The 23,463-nt window shown below is 42.6% G+C and carries 20 protein-coding genes; 8 read left to right on the top strand and 12 right to left on the bottom strand.

All coding sequences use genetic code 11. The features are described 5' to 3' along the window. The first annotated feature begins 10 nt into the window (after positions 1 to 10). On the top strand, positions 11 to 274 hold the full coding sequence (locus NYE53_RS10430; protein ID WP_004399338.1) for a hypothetical protein: 264 nt from the start codon (positions 11 to 13) through the stop codon (positions 272 to 274). Positions 275 to 278: 4 nt separating this feature from the next. Next, positions 279 to 512, top strand: a complete 234-nt coding sequence (locus NYE53_RS10435; protein WP_003231251.1) for a hypothetical protein — start codon at positions 279 to 281, stop codon at positions 510 to 512. Positions 513 to 598: 86 nt separating this feature from the next. On the opposite strand, the gene NYE53_RS10440 is transcribed toward NYE53_RS10435, so the two are convergent. Then, positions 599 to 943, bottom strand: coding sequence for a PH domain-containing protein (locus NYE53_RS10440; RefSeq protein WP_003220141.1), 345 nt, complete (start codon positions 941 to 943; stop codon positions 599 to 601). Positions 944 to 1,296: 353 nt separating this feature from the next. After that, the gene (locus NYE53_RS10445; protein WP_003231245.1) at positions 1,297 to 1,500 is read right to left on the bottom strand and encodes a DUF6501 family protein; all 204 of its coding nucleotides are present in this window, start codon (positions 1,498 to 1,500) and stop codon (positions 1,297 to 1,299) included. A 229-nt stretch (positions 1,501 to 1,729) separates the two neighbouring features. Here NYE53_RS10445 and dhaS point away from each other — a divergent pair, with 229 nt between their 5' ends. The 3 genes from dhaS (at position 1,730) to NYE53_RS10460 (ending at position 6,051) form a co-directional block, all read left to right on the top strand. Continuing rightward, positions 1,730 to 3,217, top strand: a complete 1,488-nt coding sequence (dhaS, locus tag NYE53_RS10450) for an aldehyde dehydrogenase DhaS (protein WP_339244639.1) — start codon at positions 1,730 to 1,732, stop codon at positions 3,215 to 3,217. Between the two features lie 100 nt (positions 3,218 to 3,317). Beyond that, positions 3,318 to 5,216 (top strand): sporulenol synthase, encoded by a 1,899-nt coding sequence (gene sqhC, locus NYE53_RS10455; RefSeq protein ID WP_339244642.1) that lies wholly within the window; start codon positions 3,318 to 3,320, stop codon positions 5,214 to 5,216. Further along, on the top strand, positions 5,206 to 6,051 hold the full coding sequence (locus NYE53_RS10460; RefSeq protein WP_015251901.1) for a superoxide dismutase: 846 nt from the start codon (positions 5,206 to 5,208) through the stop codon (positions 6,049 to 6,051). The genes sqhC and NYE53_RS10460 overlap by 11 nt, the downstream gene beginning before the upstream one ends. A gap of 32 nt (positions 6,052 to 6,083) precedes the next feature. Here NYE53_RS10460 and NYE53_RS10465 read toward each other — a convergent pair whose 3' ends face one another. Continuing rightward, on the bottom strand, positions 6,084 to 7,421 hold the full coding sequence (locus tag NYE53_RS10465) for a sodium-dependent transporter (protein ID WP_014480024.1): 1,338 nt from the start codon (positions 7,419 to 7,421) through the stop codon (positions 6,084 to 6,086). A 218-nt stretch (positions 7,422 to 7,639) separates the two neighbouring features. On the opposite strand from NYE53_RS10465, the gene NYE53_RS10470 reads away from it, so the two are divergent. Further along, positions 7,640 to 8,605, top strand: a complete 966-nt coding sequence (locus NYE53_RS10470; RefSeq protein ID WP_339244645.1) for a bile acid:sodium symporter family protein — start codon at positions 7,640 to 7,642, stop codon at positions 8,603 to 8,605. Between the two features lie 48 nt (positions 8,606 to 8,653). On the opposite strand, the gene odhB is transcribed toward NYE53_RS10470, so the two are convergent. The 8 genes from odhB to cdaS all read right to left on the bottom strand — a co-directional run bounded on the left by odhB (position 8,654) and on the right by cdaS (position 20,273). Then, a complete protein-coding gene (gene odhB, locus NYE53_RS10475) occupies positions 8,654 to 9,907 on the bottom strand; it encodes a 2-oxoglutarate dehydrogenase complex dihydrolipoyllysine-residue succinyltransferase (RefSeq protein WP_014480026.1) in 1,254 nt (417 codons plus the stop codon). Positions 9,908 to 9,922: 15 nt separating this feature from the next. Beyond that, a complete protein-coding gene (gene sucA / locus NYE53_RS10480) occupies positions 9,923 to 12,757 on the bottom strand; it encodes a 2-oxoglutarate dehydrogenase E1 component (protein ID WP_015483337.1) in 2,835 nt (944 codons plus the stop codon). Between the two features lie 228 nt (positions 12,758 to 12,985). Further along, entirely contained in the window at positions 12,986 to 14,902 is a 1,917-nt protein-coding gene (locus NYE53_RS10485) for a nitric oxide reductase activation protein NorD (protein ID WP_327829440.1), read from the bottom strand. A gap of 10 nt (positions 14,903 to 14,912) precedes the next feature. Beyond that, entirely contained in the window at positions 14,913 to 15,827 is a 915-nt protein-coding gene (locus tag NYE53_RS10490) for a MoxR family ATPase (protein WP_010886530.1), read from the bottom strand. A 63-nt stretch (positions 15,828 to 15,890) separates the two neighbouring features. Then, complete coding sequence (locus tag NYE53_RS10495; protein ID WP_004399243.1) at positions 15,891 to 16,481, bottom strand: superoxide dismutase family protein; 591 nt, start codon at positions 16,479 to 16,481, stop codon at positions 15,891 to 15,893. Positions 16,482 to 16,573: 92 nt separating this feature from the next. Beyond that, positions 16,574 to 17,818, bottom strand: a complete 1,245-nt coding sequence (cwlS, locus tag NYE53_RS10500) for a D-gamma-glutamyl-meso-diaminopimelic acid endopeptidase CwlS (protein ID WP_339244648.1) — start codon at positions 17,816 to 17,818, stop codon at positions 16,574 to 16,576. 379 nt (positions 17,819 to 18,197) lie between these two features. Continuing rightward, a complete protein-coding gene (locus NYE53_RS10505; RefSeq protein WP_339244651.1) occupies positions 18,198 to 19,415 on the bottom strand; it encodes a macrolide family glycosyltransferase in 1,218 nt (405 codons plus the stop codon). Between the two features lie 234 nt (positions 19,416 to 19,649). Beyond that, positions 19,650 to 20,273 (bottom strand): cyclic di-AMP synthase CdaS, encoded by a 624-nt coding sequence (gene cdaS, locus NYE53_RS10510; RefSeq protein ID WP_339248525.1) that lies wholly within the window; start codon positions 20,271 to 20,273, stop codon positions 19,650 to 19,652. A gap of 265 nt (positions 20,274 to 20,538) precedes the next feature. On the opposite strand from cdaS, the gene NYE53_RS10515 reads away from it, so the two are divergent. Continuing rightward, entirely contained in the window at positions 20,539 to 21,882 is a 1,344-nt protein-coding gene (locus NYE53_RS10515) for an MATE family efflux transporter (RefSeq protein ID WP_339244654.1), read from the top strand. A 30-nt stretch (positions 21,883 to 21,912) separates the two neighbouring features. Then, positions 21,913 to 22,761, top strand: coding sequence for an RsbT co-antagonist RsbRC (gene rsbRC / locus NYE53_RS10520; protein WP_014480032.1), 849 nt, complete (start codon positions 21,913 to 21,915; stop codon positions 22,759 to 22,761). Positions 22,762 to 22,786: 25 nt separating this feature from the next. Here rsbRC and bshB2 read toward each other — a convergent pair whose 3' ends face one another. Continuing rightward, positions 22,787 to 23,452: a bacillithiol biosynthesis deacetylase BshB2 gene (gene bshB2 / locus NYE53_RS10525; protein ID WP_003231215.1), complete on the bottom strand. Its 666-nt coding sequence runs from the start codon at positions 23,450 to 23,452 to the stop codon at positions 22,787 to 22,789. Positions 23,453 to 23,463 lie beyond the last annotated feature (11 nt).

The raw sequence follows: 23,463 nt of genomic DNA on the forward strand, positions 1-23,463 counted from the left end.
AGGTTTGCCTGTGGTTCAACCAACTCCGTATATCAATATTAATATTTTCATGCTGAAAATTAATTCCTTTGAAAATGCTTCAGCGGTTAACGTAGGACAAAATTTATTGGCAGAATGGCAAAATTCAGATAAAAAAAATCAAGGCTACGGACAGAATTTTGGAGATGCGAGCGGATTTATGGGCACGAGAAGCCATGTGGATGACAGAGACCAAATTGATTCTCCGGCCTCTTTTGAAAGTGAAGCGGTTAACTCCTCAATCAAAAGGAAGTGATGAGATGTTCTTTTCTCCCTCCGTCGTGAATGTCGGCGGATTTAAAATCAATACGATGGACCGTGGTTCCTCTTTAACACTCGGTCCGTATCAGCAGGTCGATTACTTTTTATCAGCTAAAATAAATCAAGGGTTTGGAGAAGAAAATGGCGACTTTACTCCTCTTGTCGTACCGATTTCAAATGTATTAGATGCAGATCTCGTTGATTCGAACTCAGCGAAAAACAGTGTGGTGTAATAAGAACAGGGCGCACATGCCCTGTTCTTGTTTTTAAATATAAAAAAAAGCCTAACCATTTTTTGAACGGCTGGCTCATTAAATATTCAGCTGCACAAATGCTTTGTCAGCACCGCCTGAACCTCGCTTAAATCGGTGTCTTTCGCAAATTCTAATTCGAACGTTTTGCTTCTTGTCATCAATAAAAGCCCAGTGTCCGGATCAAACATTCCCGCTTCTTGGATGGCAAAGCTTTCAATTGTTTTATATGGAAGAAATACACGAACCTTCTTTTTAGAAAACATTTTATTGTCAAAGAAAATGATCCGCTTATTTGTAAAGCAAATTTGGTCGACTCGGAGCTTATAAATCGATTCTATTCTTTCCCCTTCAACGAGCAAAGCCTCAAGCTTCTTTGCGTCCGTTGATCTGCTAACAGAAAAAATACCCAATGAAGAACCCCTCTTTCTGCATTTATCTATTTGTTTTATCATTCACTACATAAAAATAAGTCCTTTATCCCTATATAAGAATACGACATAGAAGACATTTAAACCATTACGAACAGATTACATTTTTCAAATTTTTGATTTGTTTTTTGGCTTTTAAGCTGTTGTCATCAAGTAATACGCACATATAGAGAAAAAAGTTTCAATATTCAGCAATGTTTTTATAAAAAAGCGGTTTTTAATGATATTTTTCATTTTGTTTTATATTTCCTGTTTTAAACACAAAAAAACCGCAGCTGTGCTGCGGATTATGTATCGATGTTTTAACAAAATCTGTATGATGCTTCAAGGAAGCATTACATCTCTTCGAAGTATTCTTTATAATAGCCGCCGACTTTATTCGTATTGTCGACCACAAAGAGAAACTCCTCTGTTTCATTTTTTACTTCATATTCTTTTCCCGGCGTTAAAACGCGGTTTACAATATATTTTTTTGCGTTTGTCTGCACACACTTTACTTTTTTAATTGTTTCTTTTTCAAGCCAATTTTTATGAATCATGATGAAATCTCCTTTTCTTATCTATAAGCTTATTGTAGCTTTTTTCTTTTGTAAATTGCAATATCGGTTATTCATTGATTTTGTCTTGATTTCTATTATAGAATGTTTGTATACGCTTACGTTTGAAGCAACTATCACAGCTTATTTCTGCTAATCAATCCAGGAATCAATGTGCTATCACCAAGAATCTCAGAACAGACCATAAAAAATGACTGGAGGTTTGTTACGGATGAGTTCTTTAACGATGCAAGTGACGAAAAGGCTGGAGACATTTTTACAGGGAACAAAGAAGCTTTATATTGACGGAAAGTTTGTTCCTAGTGCCTCAGGGGCAACCTTTGACACTCCAAACCCGGCGACTGGCGAAACCTTGATGACGCTGTATGAAGCCCAGGCTGCGGATGTGGACAAAGCGGTTAAAGCTGCCCGGAAAGCCTTTGACCAAGGTGAATGGAGAACAATGTCTCCAGCTTCGAGAAGCAGACTGATGTATAAGCTGGCAGACTTAATGGAAGAGCATAAAACTGAGCTTGCTCAGCTTGAAACACTTGATAATGGGAAACCGATCAATGAAACGACTAATGGAGATATTCCGCTGGCTATTGAGCATATGCGCTATTACGCCGGCTGGTGTACAAAAATAACAGGACAGACGATTCCGGTTTCCGGCGCTTATTTTAATTATACGCGTCATGAGCCTGTCGGTGTCGTCGGCCAGATCATTCCATGGAATTTCCCGCTCCTGATGGCGATGTGGAAAATGGGCGCGGCACTTGCAACAGGCTGTACAATCGTCCTCAAACCGGCTGAACAAACACCGCTTTCAGCTCTTTATTTGGCAGAATTAATTGACCAAGCCGGTTTCCCTGCCGGTGTAATCAACATCATCCCAGGATTCGGTGAAGATGCGGGAGAAGCGCTGACGAACCACGAAGCGGTTGATAAAATTGCCTTTACCGGTTCCACTGAAATCGGAAAGAAAATCATGTCCACCGCAGCGAAAAGCATTAAGCGTGTTACATTGGAGCTGGGCGGAAAATCGCCTAATATTCTTCTGCCGGATGCGAATTTGAAAAAAGCCATCCCGGGCGCTTTAAACGGTGTGATGTTTAACCAGGGCCAAGTCTGCTGTGCGGGCTCACGTGTCTTCATTCATAAAGACCAATATGATGAAGTTGTTGATGAAATGGCGGCCTATGCTGAGTCACTCCGCCAAGGAGCGGGACTTCATAAAGATACTCAAATCGGGCCTCTCGTAAGCAAGGAACAGCATGAGCGCGTTCTTTCCTATATTCAAAAAGGAAAAGATGAAGGAGCAAAAGCAGTGACCGGCGGAAGCTGTCCTTTTGAAGCAGGATATTTTGTCGCACCGACTGTGTTTGCGAATGTTGAAGACGAAATGACCATCGCAAAAGAAGAAATTTTCGGACCCGTGCTGACTGCAATTCCGTACGAAACTGTCGATGAAGTTATTGAACGGGCAAACCATTCAGAATATGGGCTTGCGGCCGGACTATGGACAGAGAATGTCAAGCAGGCTCACTATATCGCGGACCGACTTCAAGCCGGAACCGTTTGGGTGAACTGCTATAATGTGTTTGACGCGGCGTCTCCATTTGGCGGTTATAAACAGTCAGGACTCGGACGAGAAATGGGATCATATGCCTTGGATAATTACACAGAAGTCAAAAGTGTATGGATAAACCTTGAAGACTAACATGTATGTTTAAAAAACTGCTGCATGCCAGCAGTTTTTTTCTTTCTGTAATGGCAGTAAAAGACGCTGAATATATATGCTTCTGAAGGAGTTGAGCGTGATGGGCACACTTCAGGAGAAAGTGAGGCGTTTTCAAAAGAAAACCATTACCGAGTTAAGAGACAGGCAAAATGCTGATGGTTCATGGACATTTTGCTTTGAAGGACCAATCTTGACAAATTCCTTTTTTATTTTGCTCCTTACCTCACTAGATGAAGGCGAAAATGAAAAAGAACTGATATCATCCCTTGCAGCCGGCATTCATGCAAAACAGCAGCCAGACGGCACATTTATCAACTATCCCGATGAAACGCGCGGAAATCTAACGGCTACCGTCCAAGGATATGTCGGGATGCTGGCTTCAGGATGTTTTCACAGATCTGAGCTGCACATGAAGAAAGCTGAACAATTTATCATCTCACATGGTGGTTTGAGACATGTTCATTTTATGACAAAATGGATGCTTGCCGCGAACGGGCTTTATCCTTGGCCTGCTTTGTATTTACCATTATCACTCATGGCGCTCCCCCCAACATTGCCGATTCATTTCTATCAGTTCAGTTCATATGCCCGTATTCATTTTGCTCCTATGGCTGTAACACTCAATCAGCGATTTGTCCTTATTAACCGCAATATTTCATCTCTTCACCATCTCGATCCGCACATGACAAAAAATCCTTTCACTTGGCTTCGATCTGATGCTTTCGAAGAAAGAGATCTCACGTCTATTTTGTCACATTGGAAACGCGTTTTTCATGCATCATTTGCTTTTCAGCAGCTGGGCCTACAGACAGCTAAAACGTATATGCTGGACCGGATTGAAAAAGATGGAACATTATACAGCTATGCGAGCGCAACCATATTTATGGTTTACAGCCTTCTGTCACTTGGTGTGTCACGCTATTCCCCTGTTATCAGGAGGGCGATTACCGGCATTAAATCACTGGTGACTAAATGCAACGGGATTCCTTATCTGGAAAACTCTACATCAACTGTTTGGGATACAGCTCTAATCAGCTATGCCCTTCAAAAAAATGGTGTGACCGAAACGGATGGCTCTGTTACAAAAGCAGCCGACTTTTTGCTAGAACGCCAGCATACCAAAATAGCAGATTGGTCTGTCAAAAATCCAAATTCAGTTCCTGGCGGCTGGGGGTTTTCAAACATTAATACAAATAACCCTGACTGTGACGACACTGCAGCCGTTTTAAAAGCGATTCCCCGCAATCATTCTCCTGCAGCATGGGAGCGAGGGGTATCTTGGCTTTTATCGATGCAAAACAATGACGGCGGATTTTCTGCTTTCGAAAAAAACGTGAACCACCCACTGATCCGCCTTCTGCCGCTTGAATCCGCCGAGGACGCTGCAGTTGACCCTTCAACCGCCGACCTCACCGGACGTGTACTGCACTTTTTAGGCGAGAAAGTTGGCTTCACAGAAAAACATCAACATATTCAACGCGCAGTGAAGTGGCTTTTCGAACATCAGGAACAAAATGGGTCTTGGTACGGCAGATGGGGTGTTTGCTACATTTACGGCACTTGGGCTGCCCTTACTGGTATGCATGCATGCGGGGTTGACCGAAAGCATCCCGGTATACAAAAGGCTCTGCGTTGGCTCAAATCCATACAAAATGATGATGGAAGCTGGGGAGAATCCTGCAAAAGCGCCGAAATCAAAACATATGTACCGCTTCATAGAGGAACCATTGTACAAACGGCCTGGGCTTTAGACGCTTTGCTCACATATGAAAATTCCGAACATCCGTCTGTTGTGAAAGGCATGCAATACCTTACCGACAGCAGTTCGCATAGCGCCGATAGCCTCGCGTATCCAGCAGGGATCGGATTGCCGAAGCAATTTTATATTCGCTATCACAGTTATCCATATGTATTCTCTTTGCTGGCTGTCGGGAAATATTTAGATTCTATTGAAAAGGAGACAGCAAATGAAACGTGAATCTTATCAAACGGAGATGTTCAATTGGTGTGAAGCCCTGAAAGATCAGATTCAAAAGCGAGGACAGCTTGACCAGTTTGAAGATCAAATCGACAAGATGATTGAGGCTCTGGAAGATGACCAAACAACAGAAGAAGATTGGTATAAACAGGCCGCTGCCCTTTACCGGGATATTACAGAATCAGATGATACAAGTGAAAGACGCGCATATGTCCCTATAGGGAAACACGTGCTGCCAAAGCTTCCTTACAAATACTCCGCCTTAGAACCTTATATTTCACGCGATATTATGGTCCTTCATCATACAAAACATCATCAAAGCTATGTCGATGGCCTGAACAAAGCAGAATCAGAGCTTAAAAAAGCGAGAGCAACAAAGAATTATGACTTAATCACTCATTGGGAAAGAGAGCTTGCGTTCCATGGAGCAGGCCATTATTTGCACAGTATTTTTTGGTTTTCTATGCATCCAAACGGAAAACGGCGTCCTACAGGGGCATTGTTCCAAATGATAGACCTTTCATTTGGAAGCTATTCCGCTTTTAAAGAACATTTTACCCAGGCCGCTAAAAAAGTGGAAGGCGTCGGCTGGGCCATTCTGGTCTGGGCACCTCGATCAGGACGGCTGGAGATTTTAACGGCAGAAAAACACCAGCTCTTCAGCCAATGGGATGTAATCCCCCTTTTACCGCTTGACGTATGGGAGCATGCCTACTATTTGCAATATAAAAATGACCGGGCCAGCTATGTCGACCACTGGTGGAATGTCGTGGATTGGCGCGAGGCAGAAAAACGTTTTGAGCAGGCAAAAGAAGTCGTTTGGAAGCTCTATTAAAAAAAGCCCCCTTTCCCCGGGGGCTTCGTGTTTTAAAAAATCCCTACCACATGCAAAAACACGATGATGATGGCAACAGGAGATAGATATCGAATGAGCAGCAGCCAAACCGCAAACCACTTTCGTTTGAGATTGGAACCGCTTTTCAGCTCGTCAAACAAATCCTGTTTCGGTATTTTTAGCGGAACAAAAATCGAAATCAGTAACGCACCTAACGGCATTAAAATATTGCTCACAAGATAGTCAGCCGCATCAAAAATAGACAGATGAAATATAGAGACGTCACTTAAGACACCGTATGATAATGCAGACGGCACACCGACAATAAAAATAGCAATTCCGCCTAACCAAGCGAATCGTTTTCTCTTATTGACATCGCCTTTCGACAGTACTGCGACCAAAATTTCCAGCATTGAAAAAGCAGATGTCAATGCAGCAAATAAAAATAGAAGTAAAAATGCTAATAAAAAGATAATTCCGAACGGCATTTGATTAAACACAGTCGGCAGCACGTTAAATAACAGAACCGGGCCTTGGTCTGGTTTGAGGCCGAATGAAAAGACAGCTGGAAAAATCGCAATTCCGGCCATTACAGCAACAAGCATGTTCATAACAGTTACAGATACAGCGGACTGTACCAGATTTTCCTGTTTCTCTAAATAAGCGCTATACGTTACCATGACAGATACACCGACACTTAATAAGAAAAAGGATTGTCCCATTGCATATAAAATGGTATTGGCATCAATTGCAGTTAAATCAGGCATCAGGAAAAATTTGATTCCTTCCATCGCGCCATCAAGTGTAACCGAACGCACCATTAAAATGATGAATAATAGAAAAAGCGCCGGCATTAATACTTGGCTTGCTTTTTCAATTCCGCTGCTTACCCCTTTTGCAACAACTAAAATTGTTACCACCATAAAGAGCAGCTGGCCTCCTACAGCCAAATAAGGATTTGAAATGGTACTTGCAAATATCGTATCAAAACCAGATGTTTGCGATAAACCGCCAGTGAAGCCTTTTATAATATAAATTAAAATCCATCCGCCGACGACACTGTAGAAAGATAGAAGAATAAAGCACGTCACCATGCCTAAATAACCGATCCAATGCCACTTCGTTCCTGGAGCAAGTGTTTTATAGGACTGAACGGCATCTTTCTGTGTTCTTCTGCCTATGATGAATTCACCTAACAATAAAGGCAGTCCGATTAAAACCGTAAATAAAATAAAAATAAGTAAAAATGCGCCTCCTCCGCTGGTTCCGGCAACATATGGGAATTTCCATATCGCACCAAGCCCGATAGCTGATCCTGCCGCGGCTAAAATAAAGCCGAGCTTCGAAGACCATTGATTTGCTTCCTTCACCGTATCACTCCTATTTGATCTAACCATTATAAAGGTTCATTGTAAGAATATCTTCCTATATAGTCAAGAACATTTTGATTAGTTTACATCATATATCTATAGACATCTGTCAAAAACTAATATTGAATTATTCAGAAAATTATTTATAATAAGAGAATGTTATGAAATTTGTAAGAATTTCTGCTGAAGTTCTTGATAAGTGTGTTAGGAGTGTTTTTATGGACATCATTAGAAAAATAAGTCATTTTGCAGGACAAACCTTTGGCATATGGGTCATTGTTTTTGCAGTGCTGGGATTTTCTTTCCCATCTTTATTTACGTGGATCAGTTCTTATATTACGATTTTTCTTGGCATTATCATGTTTGGGATGGGCCTTACACTGCAAGCCGATGATTTCAAAGAGCTAGTCAGAAAGCCTTGGCAAGTTATTATTGGAGTAATAGCTCAGTATACGATCATGCCGCTCGTTGCTTTCGGCCTCGCATTTGGGCTTCATCTTCCAGCTGAAATCGCAGTTGGTGTTATACTTGTCGGCTGCTGTCCCGGGGGAACTGCATCTAATGTTATGACATTCTTAGCAAAAGGAAATACTGCCCTTTCTGTTGCGGTTACGACAATTTCTACCTTATTGGCACCTGTTGTAACACCGTTGTTGATTATGCTGTTTGCCAAAGAATGGCTTCCTGTCTCGCCGGGGTCTTTGTTTATCTCAATCTTACAGGCGGTTTTATTTCCGATCATTGCAGGTCTGATTGTCAAAATGTTTTTCAGAAAACAAGTGGCAAAAGCCGTACATGCTCTTCCTCTTGTTTCTGTCATTGGCATCGTTGCGATTGTCTCAGCTGTCGTCAGCGGCAATCGGGAAAATCTGCTTCAATCGGGGTTGCTCATTTTTTCAGTTGTTATCCTGCATAACGGTATCGGTTATTTACTTGGGTTTCTTTGTGCAAAGCTTTTAAAAATGGATTACCCGTCTCAAAAAGCGATCGCAATCGAAGTCGGCATGCAAAACTCCGGACTTGGGGCTGCACTTGCCACGGCTCATTTCTCACCGCTATCTGCCGTACCAAGCGCAATATTCAGTGTGTGGCATAACCTTTCAGGTTCTATGCTTGCAACATATTGGTCAAAAAAAGTAAAAAAGAAACAAGCTGGATCCAAAAGCAGCAATCCATCACTTTAAATATGCATCAAAAAAGGTACATCACTTTATCGTGATGTACCCTTTTTATTATCCTTCTAATAAAAGCTGTTCAGGATCTTCCAGTAAATTTTTGATTGTCACGAGGAAACCAACCGCTTCTTTACCGTCTACAATTCGGTGATCATAAGATAAAGCGATATACATCATCGGACGGTTTTCGAAACGCTCTTCATCAATGGCTACAGGACGCAGCTGAATCTTATGCATGCCCAGTATACCGACTTGCGGGCTGTTTAAAATTGGAGTTGACATCAATGAACCGAAAGTCCCTCCGTTTGTAATCGTGAAGGAGCCTCCCTGAAGCTCACTAAGGGTTAATTTATTGTTTCTTGCTTTTTTCGCAAGCTCGCCGATCTCTTTTTCGATTCCTGCAAATGTCAGGCGATCCGCATCCCGCACAACCGGAACGACAAGGCCTTCATCAGCCGCAACAGCGATTCCGATATCGTAGAATTTTTTAACGATCAACTCATCGCCTTGAATTTCTGCATTCAACAGCGGATATTTTTTCAATGCAGCGACGACCGCTTTCGTGAAGAAAGACATAAAGCCGAGCTTCACTTCATTTTGCTCAAAGAATTGATCTTTGCGGCGTTTTCTGAGATTCATGACAGCCGTCATGTCCACTTCATTAAATGTGGTCAGCATCGCTGATGTTTGCTGTACCTCTACAAGGCGTTTTGCAATCGTTTGTCTGCGGCGTGACATTTTTTGCACTTCAACAGGTTTTTCAAAGCTTTGCTGTGCTTTTTGAGCCTGAGGCTGCTGCTTTTGCTGAGGAGCCGGTTTTGATGCCGGTTTTTCGTACGCTTCGACATCCTGCTTGCGCACTCTTCCAAGCGGATCTCCAGTTGGAACTTGAGACAGGTCAATTCCTTTTTCTCTCGCAAGCTTACGGGCCGACGGAGAAGCGATCGTTCTTGATTTTGCTTCAGATTGTGCTTCCTCGCTCACCTCTTGTGCAGCTGGTTCAGCCTGTTTCTCTTCTTTTACGCTTTCCTTGCTTTCTGCTTTCTCTGTAGGAGCAGGGGCAGAACTTTCACCCGCGCCTTCTGAAATCGTACCGATAATTTCTCCGACCTGGACGGTATCACCCGAATCTTTCAATACCTCTTGAAGTACACCCGATTCTTCTGCTGTCAATTCAACATTCACTTTATCCGTTTCTAGTTCAAGCAGATATTCACCCTGTTCTACATAGTCACCAGGCTGCTTTAACCATTGGGCTATTGTTCCTTCTGAGATTGATTCTGCTAATTCAGGTACCTTAATTTCCGCCATTTTTTCATTTCCCCCTTAGTTTTTGCGAGTCAAGCTATCAGATACAATACGTTCCTGTTCTTTTTTATGAACTGTCGGATCTCCCTCTGCAGGGCTGGATCGTCTTCTTCGACCAATATATTGAACGCTTACTCCCTCTGGTGCAATCTCTGTCAAATACGGGCTGATATAACCCCAAGCCCCCATGTTCTGCGGCTCTTCCTGCACCCAAACGATTTCTTTCAGGTTCGGAAGTTTTGCAAATAATTCTTTGACTCCTTTTGCCGGGAATGGATACAGCTGTTCGATTCTCGCAATGTGAAGCCACTCTTTACCGTCTTCTAACTTATTAAAATGATCACTGATGTCTATAGACACTTTACCGCTGGATAATACAAGTCTGGTTACTTTTTCATAGTCATGAGAAAGTCCCGACTGTTCATAAACAGGCTGAAAGCGGCTTTCGCTGAGCTCCTGCACTTCCGACACCGTATTTGGGTTGCGAAGAAGGCTCTTCGGCGTCATAATGACGAGCGGTCTGATTTCTTCACGAAGCAGCATTTTAGCCTGTCTTCTTAAAATATGGAAATACTGTGCCGCGCTTGTCAGGTTGGCAACCGTCCAGTTGTTTTCCGCTGCAAGCTGCAGGAATCGCTCGATTCTTCCGCTTGAGTGCTCAGGCCCCTGTCCCTCGTAACCGTGCGGGAGCAGCATGACTAATCCGGATTTTTGGCCCCATTTCGCGCGTCCGGCAGAAATAAATTGGTCAAAATACACTTGAGCAGCGTTGGCAAAATCTCCATACTGTGCTTCCCACAAAACAAGCGTTTCCGGTGAATGCACGTTATAGCCGTATTCAAAACCGAGAACCGATCCTTCAGACAGCGGGCTGTTATGAACAGCAAATGATGTGCTGCAGTCAGATAAGTGATGAAGCGGCACAAATTCTTTGCCCGTCTCACTGTCATGAAGCACAAGGTTTCTTTGGGCGAACGTTCCGCGCTCGGAATCCTGTCCTGTTAAACGAATCGGTGTTCCGTCTTTCAAAATTGAAGCAAACGCGAGTGATTCTGCCAAAGACCATTCCACTTTTCTGTCATCATCGAACGCCTTGGCGCGTCTTTCTAAAATGCGCTTTAGCTTGCCGAAAACATTAAATGACTCCGGCCAGTTGATCAATTCGCCATTCAGCTTGCGGAGCACATCAAAATCAATCGAAGTGTCCACATCTGGGAAACCGTTTGATACAGGCTCTGGAAGTTCAATTTCACAAGCAGTGTGTTCCTTTTTAGACGGAACTTTCTGATATGCATCCTCAATGCGCTTCGTTACCGATTTTTCGATGTTTTGAACGACTTCCTCGGTAAGCACGCCTTCTTTTACCAGCTTTTCAGCGAAAATTTGTTTGACGGTCGGATGCTTTCTGACAGCATCATACAGCATTGGCTGAGTGGTTGATGGTTCATCCATTTCGTTGTGTCCATAGCGTCTGTACCCGATCAAATCAATCAGAAAATCCTTGTTGAATGTTTTTCGGTATTCGACCGCAAACTTAACAGCTGAAAGACAAGCTTCAGGATCGTCCGCATTCACGTGAACAATCGGAATTTCATAACCCTTGGCCAGGTCGCTGGCATATTTTGTCGATCTGGATTCAGCGCTTTCTGTTGTAAATCCGATCATGTTATTGGCGATAATATGAATCGCACCACCTACTTGATACCCTTTTAAAGAGCTTAAATTCAATGTTTCAGCTACAATTCCTTCCCCAGGGAATGCAGCGTCTCCATGGATTAAAATGGCAAGCGATTTTGTTTCATCTTGTACCGGGTATCCGCTTTGTGTTCGCGTTTCCTGTGCTGCTCTTGTGCTGCCTTCAACAATCGGATTGATAAATTCCAAGTGGCTCGGATTGTTCGCTAACGTAATGCGCGCTGATTTTGTTTCAGCGTCTTGAAGCTCCCGATTCGCCCCCAAATGGTATTTGACATCCCCTGTCCATCCGTAGCTGATTCCAATTGATCCCTCAGACGGGACAAGATCTTTATTCGGCGCATGCTGGAATTCAGAGAAGATGATTTCATACGGTTTGCCGAGCACATGTGCCAAGACATTCAGGCGTCCCCTGTGCGCCATCCCGATGTTGACGCTTGTCGTACCTGATTTGACAGATTGTGCAATAATGTCATCAAGCACTGGAACAAGAGCGTCCAGACCCTCAATGGAAAAGCGCTTCTGCCCGACGAATGTGCGGTGCAAAAACTGCTCGAAGCCCTCTACTTCAGTCAGTCTTTCCAGCACAGCTGACAGTTTTTCAGCTGAGTTCTTCTGGAACAGCTCGCCAGATTCAATCTTTCTTGTCAGCCACTCGCGCTCTTTGAAGTCATGCACATGGTCAAATTCAAAAGAGATGGTTCTTTTATACGTATTTCGTAAATACTGAATGGCTTCTAAACCGTTCGTAATGTTTTTAGGAGCGTCTTTGCAGATGACAGACGCAGGTATTGCTTTTATTTCCTCTTCTGTTAGCCCGTAATCGGATAATGGAAAAAGTTCGCTCTTTTTCTCATCCTTTCTGAGCGGATTGACGGAAGCGTTCAAATGGCCATAGGTTCGGATATCTTCTGCAAGTCTGACTGCGGATGCGATCTTTTGAATCAGATCGGCTGTAACACGTCCCTTTTCTTTTGTTCCCGAGGCCTCTTTTATATCGCTTGGCGGAGCACCGAGCTCGTCGAACATTTCCTTCAAATCCGGGTCAATGCTGTTCGGATCCTGGGTATACTGATCGTAAAGCTCCAGCGCATAGCCGAGGTTCGGACCGTAAAAATCTTCCCAATTCATTCGTTGTTTCATACTATTTTGAAACATTTGAATATTACCCCCAACTTAAATAATCAAGTGATTGATTCACTATCTTGAAATAACTTTCGAACGCTGTGTCCAAAATTATGTAATAAAAACGCTTCCAACGATATTTTACCACTGTTTGCAATTTGATTCTACCTTGATTGTTCACAAAATAGTAAAAAACCTTTATAAAAAACAAAAAATTTAATCATTCGAAAAAACAAACGCCAAAAAGCATAGGATTAAGGGCTATCCTATGCTTTTATGAAGCAGTTTTTTCAGCAGCGGATACAAAACATCCGGTAGCTGATCAACATCCGGGACAAATATACTGAATTTTCCGTACATATCCTGGATCGTCTTCATTTGCGATTCTTCTATTTCTGAGTTGGAGAGAAAAACATTTATCACTTCTATTCCTCTTTTTCGGGCTTCGATAACCGCCTCACTTGTATCAACGATCCCATTTTGTTCGTAGCCAAATGCGGCCGGCTCTCCATCTGAGAAAACAATTAAGAACTTTTGCGCCTCGCTGCGATGCAGCATTTTTTTCGTCATCTGCCTAATTGCGTACCCGTCACGGTTATCTTCCTCTGGCTCAAGCTGCATAATGGCCGGTCCAGACTCTTGTCTTAATGATGATTGGAAGGGAATAACCGTATTGAAATAGTTTGGCTGGCTTGTTTCGGTTGCATCATTTGTGTCCTCCCAAAAACCGACAATCTGATGCGGAACCGCTACCGATTTCAACGCTTCGTGAAACAGCACGATTCCTCGTTTTGTTTCGTCCATTTTGTCGAACATGCTGGCTGAACAATCGACCAGCAATGTAAAAACTGCGTCGATTTCTGAAGATGGTTCTTGCTTTTTGTAGAACAGGCGCGGATTTCGCTCAGTGAAGTAACGAAGAAGCTTATTGTTCAGTCTCCCGGCATGAAGGTCTGTTCTCGGCAATGTTTTTTTATGCTCCAGCGTTTTTTGAATCATTTGTTTTAAACGCTTTTGATACGATTCAATCGTTTTTGCCTGCTGTTTATAAGAAAGCTCTTCTTCACTGGTTGCCGGCTGCGGTTCTTTATAAATTGGAAATGCATATTTATTTTCTTTGCCGTCAGCCATACCCGCTCCGTTCGGCTGGTCTTTTTGGGACTCCAGCGCTTCCAGCTTGGAATAGTCTTTCCGTTTCGTTTGTCTGGCTGATCCTTGAACAGAGCCAAGGGCCTGATCTCCGTCGTCGCCTTCCCTTGAAGCATCTTTTCCTAAATCTGATTTTGCGCCGTGTTCAATATCAAATTGAAGGAAGCTTTTAGACGGTGCTTCAGTTTCCCGGTGCCATGTCGGCATTTCTTCTTCATGGATATCCTCATCACCGTCTGATTGTTTTGGAAGCGTGATGTCATCACTCAGCTTCGGCGCTTTTTTCTCTTCTTCAAATAACGGCTGTTCTGCAGCTTTTGCGTAATCAAGCTCAGGCAAAAAGAAGTAGGTGTTTAACATGTCTTTATCGAGTACCTCTTCAAGTCCGTCCATGAGGTCCTCAACAATTTTCAGAACCTGCCGTGTCGAATCTGCTTCATACACACGCAAGAGCTGCTGCTCAATAAACGGGCGCATCAGATCGATATCTTCACGCATGGATGGAAGGGTCTCGAGCGGCGATTTCGCTGTGAGCTTGACATAGATCGCGCAAAAGAGCGCATCGGTAAAAATGCTTCGTTCCAAATTTAAGGTCAGCTGGGTTGAGAAATGTTTTCTGTACATGTCTTTTCGCTTCGCAAATACATGTTTCGTACCCGGACGCTCACGTTTGATGCATTCTTCGATCCTAATGTCTTCAAGCAGCATAAAGAGCTGCTTGGCAAAACTTTTAAAGGTGAGATGACGATGGGTATCATTCAAAAAGTTCGCAAACTCATGCAGCGAGCTATATCTTGTTCCGACTGAACGCAGGTAGACGTCGCTTTTCAGACCCGCTTCCATGTCCTCAGCTGCCCTGTCTTTCCAAAAGTGGCTCATATAGATTTTCTTTTCGAATGGATTGTAATAGGACTGAACGCCATACTCCACTTCTACCGCTTCACTCTTGGTGAGTGTTTTGGCCAAATCAGTCAGCATCATAAATAAAAATGAATCAATCGTGCTGTCGTTAAATTTGATAAATTTCATCGCAGCCCCCTCATTCAAACAGAGTTTCTGCAATATTTCGGACGGCCGCTTTTTCCCGATCATCATCAAGCTTTTCTACAATTCCCCGCTCAATGGCACGACGCGGCGGAATATAAGCAGCTAAATCACATGTATCGATTAAAGCTCTGATGGACGCCGCTTCTTCAGACACCTGTCCGTTATTGGCCTGAACGATCAAGTCAGAGGAAAGCGTGATAAATCTGTCAATCAATTTCTCGTCTTTCAGGGCTGACTGAGACATGAGCACTTGTTTCAGCAGCTCGCCTTTAATATAAGGCACATCAATGATGACAAAACGGTTTTTCAACGCTTCATTCAGAGGAACAGTTCCGACATAGCCTTCATTGATGGCTGCAATGACTCCGAAACCGCTTTTAGCCCGTATGACCTCGCCTGTAAACGGATTTGTCATCATTTTTCTGTAATCTAATACACCGTTTAAAATAGGCAGTGTTTCCGGCTTCGCCATATTGATTTCATCTATATAAAGAAAATGGCCTTCCTTCATTGCCTTTGTAACAGGTCCTGAAACAAACTCGATTGTCGCCTGGCCAGATTGATTTTCAATCGTTTTATAACCGACCAATGCCTCAGCGTCCAAGTCGACTGAACAGTTGACGCTGTGCATCGGTTTATGAAAATAGCTGGACAATGTTTCTGCCAACTTTGTTTTTCCTGAACCTGTAGGCCCTTTCAGCAGGACATTTTTCCCCATGGCTAATGCAATAATGGCGTCAAATAAAATGGCTTCATCCTCCGCCTCATAGCCTGATGTTCCTATAAGCGATTGAAACTCCGGGGAAATAGGCTGCTCTTTATATGATAAAAGCTTTTGTTGTATATCTTCCGGCAATGTTAAGTGCTGTAGTTGAGTTGTCATAGACAGATTCCCTTTCCTATTCATATTCCATTAACGAGTATACTAAAAAAGCCCCTGTATGCTCAATACAAAAGGGCTTGGATGATATTACTGCTTCTCGTTATTTCCCAAAAGGGCTCCGCAGACAATACGCGCACCGGAATTGCCGCTTGGGTTTGTCAGATAATCGTCGGCTTGTTCATGAATAATAAATGCACTTCCGTCCTCGTCGAGAATATTTAGTTTACTTCCTTTTTTCAGTGAAGTGTCAGGCGCATTCATAATGACATCTACCTTTCCATCAGCACCGACTTCAAGGTTCGGCAGATCTCCGGCATGATGCCCCATCGGATTATTGAAGCCGTGTTCTTTGTTCAGTGGATTAAAGGGACCGCCCGCTGATTCAAAATCCGGCCTGACACAAGAACCTTTCTCATAAATATGAAAACCGAGAGAAGCACCTGGACGCAGGCTGTTTGCGGAAATATGAATATCGAGGCCTTCATCATCTGATTCTTTGATCTCTATAAAACCGACTGCTTTCCCTTCACGATTGACCAGCTGGACATGATGACCAAACGCTGACGTTTCAACCACTTTTTTTTCCGGCACCCGGTTAGGAGGGTCTGGAGGTTTTTTTTGTCCGCATCCGGCAACTCCCAGTGCCGTCAGCATCATCAACAGCAAGAGACGGTGCATACTGTCTCCCCCTTGTTTTTTCTAACAGTGTGGTCAATCATTGTCTGGTATAAACAAAAAAGCCTATAAAAGGCTTTTTGTCATACTCATTTTTAAAAATAACTTCTGGCGCCCAAGTACCGCTGTTTCCAATACGAATTGCTGAGATTGGAAATGTCGACGCCCGATGAGCTTGCATGAATAAAATCACCGCCGCCTAGATAAATCCCCATATGAGACGGGCCGGATTTATATGTGGTAAAGAAGACAAAGTCTCCTACTGACGGCTGGCTGACTTTCTGCATGACATTCCAATATCCTGCCGTACTCAATCTTGATATAGATGATACATTATTAATGAGGTAATAAATGAAGCCGCTGCAATCAAAACCGGCAGGCGTGTTTCCGCCCCATCGGTAAGGAACTCCGACATATTTTTTCGCTTCCGTGATCATTCTGTCAATCTTCGAGCCTATTTGAATGTTTGACCCTGAGTTATCTTTTGGCTTTGTTGGCTTTGTCGGATGTGAAGGATTAGATTTTGATGCTCCCGAAATAGTCAGAACCTGCCCGATTTGCAGCACATCCGATGATAAATTGTTTTTATCACGGATGCTTTGGACAGTGACTCCGAGCCGATTTGCAATTTTCCACAGCGAATCGCCTGCTTTTACCTTGTACGTCGTTGTTTTTGAGGGATTGGAGTTTGACGGCTTTTTGGAACCGCTGTTTCCGTTCTTAGGTGAACTGCTTCCTTTTATTTTGAGCACCTGTTTAGGATAAAGTGTATCTGATGTTAAGCCATTTAAGGTTTTTAATTCGGCTACAGTCATATTTAAGCTGTTTGCGATTTTCCACAGTGAGTCACCAAGCTTGACCGTATATGTACTTTTTGAAGAACCTGAAGAATTGGAACCGCTGTTTTTCTTTGATCCATTTGTTCCGCTTGAACTGCTTGTCCCTTTGATCTTAAGCTTTTGCCCCGGACGAATCAGGTCACTGCTCAGGCTGTTTAAGCTTTTAAGCTCAGAAACACTCATTTTATGATTTTTAGCAATCATCCATAGGGAATCACCATATGCAACTGTGTATGTTGACGTTTTGCTTGAATTAGATGGGGATGTCGTGCTTTTTTTGCTGCTTTCAGGAACCTTAAGACTTTGTCCGACATAAAGCACCGTTGATTTCAATTTGTTTTCGGATTTCAGAGCTGATATTGTCGTATCATACTGGCGGGAAAGTTTCCAAAGAGAGTCACCGCTTTTTACTTTTATCGTTTTTGCTTCCGCTGGTGCTGCGGCCATCGACGACCCAACAACTGCAGAAACAGCCAAGCCGGCTACAATCTTCTTTTTCATTCATTCAACCTCCTAAACTGTTTTTTGTAAAACAGCTAGTATTTTGTTTCCAAAAATGGTACACAACTGTTTTATCGTCAATTTTTCAGCAAGTTAAACCCTTTTCAAACATTTGGCGCAGTATTTTCAGCATCGTTCGACCTTTAAACCTTCAAATAAACATCCAACATTTTACATAAGCACGATATGTTTTTCGAAAGTCTAAGGAACTATTTAAGTGAGGGTAAAAATGATGGTTTTCTATTGATGAACGAAGCAGTTTCTCCTCCTTTCTTGTCTATTTTTCTAATCAATTCTCTATCGGCGTATCAAATCCCTTCCTCTGCATTCTTATGAAATGGCAAAAAGCCTGTTCTTTCGATAAGAACAGGCTTTTACACTATGCGTTTGCTGATTGAGTTTTTTGTTTTACAGCTTCAAGAATGGTATCGGCCGCTTTTTTAGAGCCGCCTGCGGCTTTCAGTGATTGTCCAATTTCTTTTGCCTTTTCAGCATACGAACGATTATTCATTACATCTTGTATCGTCTCTTTCAGAAGGCTTTCAGATAATTCTTCTTTTTTTAACACTTTTCCTGCGCCGACTTTTTCCACCTGATCTGCGACAACAAATTGGTCGCCTCCCATCGGAATGACAACGAGCGGGGTTTCAAAATACAAACCTTCACTTGTGCTATTCATTCCGCCGTGTGTCACAAATAAGCTGGCTCTTTTCAATATCTCAAGCTGAGGGACATACGGGCGTACAATGAAATTCTCCGGAATGTCGTTTAACTCACTTGTTTTAATATGCTTGCCGATGGAAAGCACAACTTTACCGTCAAAGTCCTTACACACTTCAAGGCATTGATTAAAAAACTGCTTTTGATTATTAAAAATGGTTCCCATTGAAATAAACAGCACGTTTTCATTGTCAATCTGATCAAATGGGAAATCATTGTTCCCGGCTCTTTCTGTAATGGAAGGACCGACAAATACATATCGCTCGCCAAATTGCTCAGCCAGTGGCTGAAATTCCCTTGATGTAAAGACGATTGTCAAGTCACCATCAGCTAAAAAAACATCAAATGGCTTCTTGATCTCTGCTTGAAAATCAGCATTTAACGTTTCTGCAAGCTGCTGGTATGATTCATAATGAGGCGAATCTTCAAGTGATCCTTTCATGTACGCTCCCATCATTTCCTTCGCAAATTCCTCATTCATCGCAAAGGTTGTACACAATGAAAATCTTGGCAGCTTCAGCATGTTGGCAATGACTTTACCCGCGAGAAGATGGTGATCATATATGACATAATCATACGATTCATGTTTGACTTCCTCATAAATATGAGTCGCGATATCCTTACAGGCTTTCAAAAAAGCGCAGAGCATTTCTGTGAAATCTCTTTCTTCATCGCCGGTTGCGTTTTTCCCGAAGTAATCTCCTCTGAAATCATGATACTCACGAAACTCTATATCAAGAGCTGTGATTTTTTCTTTATATTCCTTCACTGCGTAGTACGTAATGTTTTCTCCCCGGGATTTCAGCTCCTTCATCACACCGATAGAGGGATTAATATGCCCTTCACCGGGGAAACCGATCATTAATACATTTGCCATGCGGCAGCACCTTCCTTTGAAAATTTATATAATATTTTATACGGTACTATAAATACATAAACAGGTAAAGTATTTCACTTGATTAATATTCATTACATATAACTTTTCTACCAGTTTATATTCCCTGTCTTCAAGACAAAAAGCATTCAGCTTGAAGCGAATGCTTTAATAAAGATACGAATTCAGTCATTTTGTCTCATGATAGGATTCTTAATCAGGCCCTTTTTATTATTTTTACGTTCTTGGTGAAATTAACGGATATAATACACCGTCTTTGGCAAACGACATCTTCCCTGTTTCCTCTGAAACCACGAGCACCAGTGCATCCGTATAGCCCGACATACCGAGAGCCGCCCGGTGCCGGGTTCCCAAATGGATATCCACTTCCTTAGTCGTCAGCGGGAGCACATTGGCTGCTGACACGAGTTTGTTTTCCCTCACTAACAAAGCGCCGTCATGAAGAGGGTTTCCGGGAAAAAAGATGCTTTCAATTAATGAAGAGCTGATCTCGGCGTGCAGGGCGGTGCCTTTTTGAATAAAATGTTCAACCGGGTCTGCTCTTTCAATCACAATTAAAGCTCCATGCTTATGTTCCGATAAGGCTTTAATCGCCTTGGCCAGCTCAATAAATGCCGGCGTAAATTCCTCAATGTATGATTGCAAATAAAAGGAGGATGCAATCCCCTGCATGTCCTGAAAAACGTGCCCCAAATCATCTAATTCACAAAGGAGACACTGGTCTTTTTCGTGAAGCGTTTTCAAGATTAGAGATGCATCACCTAATATTTGCTCTAAGTATACCTGTATTTTCCCCTTGAACGCATTTTCTGATATCTGCTCATAGTGCATAATCTTCATCTCCTGTTCAAATTTCCAACTTTTCACGAATGCTTATCTTATTGATGCACATTCTATTGGTAAAGGAGGGATGTAAAGAATGGAAATCGAAAGAATCATTCAGTATATTTGCACCTTTTTAGGCGTGATTTCGCTTTCTTTTATTTATGCCCAAATGTTTAGAAAAACGAAACCGACAAAAAAAGAATAGGCCCGGCGTTCATTGCTTTTTATACATAAAATGTTATAATTTCTCTCGTTATGAAAAAGAAACGGAGATCAATGTATGAAAGAAACTCAAAACGCCCGGGAAAAAATCAAACAGCTCTTGCACATTTTAATACCGATATTCATTACCCAGGCGGGGCTTTCTCTTATGACTTTTCTAGATACGGTGATGTCAGGGAAAGTCAGCCCCGCTGATTTAGCGGGTGTCGCGATTGGCTCAAGCCTTTGGACCCCTGTTTACACAGGACTTGCAGGTATATTAATGGCGGTCACCCCGATTGTCGCTCAGCTATTAGGCGCAGAGAAAAAACAGAAGATCCCATTTACTGTTTTACAGGCTGTATACGTGGCCGCGCTACTTAGCATCGCCGTTTTATTGATTGGATATGCTGCAGTTGACCTTATTCTTGGCCGATTGAACCTTGATATTCACGTGCATCAGATTGCTAAACACTTTTTAGGCTTTTTATCACTGGGAATTTTCCCTTTATTTGTTTACACCGTGTTGAGATCATTCATCGACTCATTAGGAAAAACGAGAGTCACCATGATGATTACACTCAGTTCTCTTCCGATCAATTTTGTATTGAATTATGTATTTATCTTCGGGAAGTTCGGAATGCCGGCACTTGGGGGTGTCGGCGCGGGGCTGGCATCCGCGTTAACTTATTGGTGTATCTGCATCATCAGTTTTTTCATTATTCATAAAAACGCACCGTTTTCTGAATACGGGATTTTCCTTACCATGTATAAGTTCTCTTGGAAAGCATGCAAAAATTTGCTCAAAATCGGGCTGCCTATTGGGTTCGCCGTGTTTTTTGAAACGAGCATTTTCGCAGCTGTCACGCTTCTAATGAGCCATTTTCATACAGTGACCATCGCGTCCCACCAGGCAGCCATGAATTTTGCGTCTCTTTTATATATGCTGCCGCTCAGCGTATCTATGGCTTTAACAATTGTTGTCGGGTTTGAAGCTGGTGCAGCCCGTTTTAAGGATGCACGCTCATATAGCTTAATCGGCATCATGATGGCGATCGGCTTTTCTTTATTCACTGCCGCCTGTATCCTTTTATTCAGAGAGCAAATTGCGGGCATGTACACCTCTGACCCCGATGTGCTCCGGCTGACACAGCACTTTTTAATTTATGCGCTATTTTTTCAGCTTTCCGATGCTGTTGCCGCACCGATCCAGGGAGCACTCAGAGGGTACAAAGATGTGAACTATACGCTTGCGGCCGCTTTTGTCTCTTACTGGGTCATTGGCCTTCCGGTCGGTTATATGGTCGGTACGTTTACAAGCCTAGGTGCATTCGGCTATTGGATTGGATTAATAGCGGGACTCGCCGCCGGAGCAGTTGGGCTGTTTTTCAGGCTGGCAAAACTGCAAAAACGTTATTCGTAAAAACAACACATTTAAAAGAGGTGATCAATCATGGCAAAAAACAAAAAATTATTCGAGTATCTTTCCCAGCATGCGGAAACCATCAGTTCAACATGGTATGAAACAATCGAGGAGACTGATCCCAATTCCATTTATGCCTCAACAGACCCTGTTGTCATTCACAATTTAAAGAGCCAGAATCTTGCCTTTAACTATAAAATAAACCGTATTTTTATAGATGATGAGGACGTATACTTGCCTATACTGAAAGAATGGGCCTTTGAAGTCACACAGGATCAAGAGCATTTAAAAACTCCTATCCACTATATTATTCGGGAGTTTGTCAGAGTGAGAGATTTATATGTTTCCTATGTGAAAGAATTTGTCCATCTCAATCAGGATACTGTGAAAAGCGAAGAAGCCGAAGACCTGTATCACGCCCTTATAAAAGCGTTTGATCTTGTGATTCATATTTTTATAGAAGAAATGTACAAAAACACAAGCCTTCAGCTTCAGGCCCAAAAAGATATGATTACTGAATTGAGCGCTCCGGTCATCGTGCTGTTTCACAGCGTCGGACTGCTGCCTTTAATCGGAGATATTGATACAGTCCGCGCCAAGCTGATTATGGAAAACACACTGCATCAATGTGCGAAAAAAAAGGTGACACAACTGTATATTGATTTGTCAGGAGTAGCTGTGATTGATACGATGGTTGCCCATCAGCTGTTCAGTCTGATTGAGGCGCTTCGTTTAATCGGTGTTTCTTCAACTTTGTCTGGAATCCGTCCGGAAATCGCGCAAACAGCGGTTCAGCTAGGTTTGTCTTTCGAAGGTATTTCCTTGAGATCCACTCTCGCTTCAGCAATTGCATCGGACTTAAAATTAAAAAAGGTATAAGGCTTAAGGCCTTATACCTTTTTGATTAATCATTCCATTGATACGTCCAATATATTTCTTCTTCAAACCATGTTGCCATAACAGGTTCATTATTTTTCAATTTCTCTTCAAGCTCTCTGAGCATGCCTTCTGTTTGTGTGCGGTGAGCTCTTAACGCATTCATTTTAATATCAGCTACTTCTTTGATATCAAGTACGACATCAGCTTCGCCGAGAACCTCTTCTCTGTTGCGGGTAATGGCCATGCAGATTGTGCGCGGACGGTCTTCTTTCTTTTTGCGGTATAATGCACGGATAACCGCTTCCCCGCATGCATCATGGTCAGGGTGCACACCGTGTCCGGGATAAAATGTGACAATTAAACTTGGTTTTACATCATCTATGATCTCTTCCATGATATCAGCTAAATACTCATCATCTTCAAATTCGAGCGTTTTGTCACGGAGTCCAAGCATACGAAGGTCATTGATATCCATTTCTTTGCAAGCGTTGATGAGCTCTTGTTTTCTTAGCAGCGGCAACGTTTCACGATTCGCGAAAAATGGATCGCCCATATTTCTGCCCATTTCACCTAAAGTGGCGCAGGCATACGTAACGGGAATGTCTTTTTTTCTGTTTAAGGCAATGAGGCCTGCCACTCCATATGATTCATCATCAGGGTGAGGCAGGATTACTAGTACATGTTCTTTCATTATTATTCACC

Origin of the sequence: Bacillus sp. FSL R5-0523 (genome assembly GCF_037975295.1) — a bacterium.
In the GTDB taxonomy this organism is placed as follows: Bacteria; Bacillota; Bacilli; order Bacillales; family Bacillaceae; genus Bacillus; species Bacillus subtilis.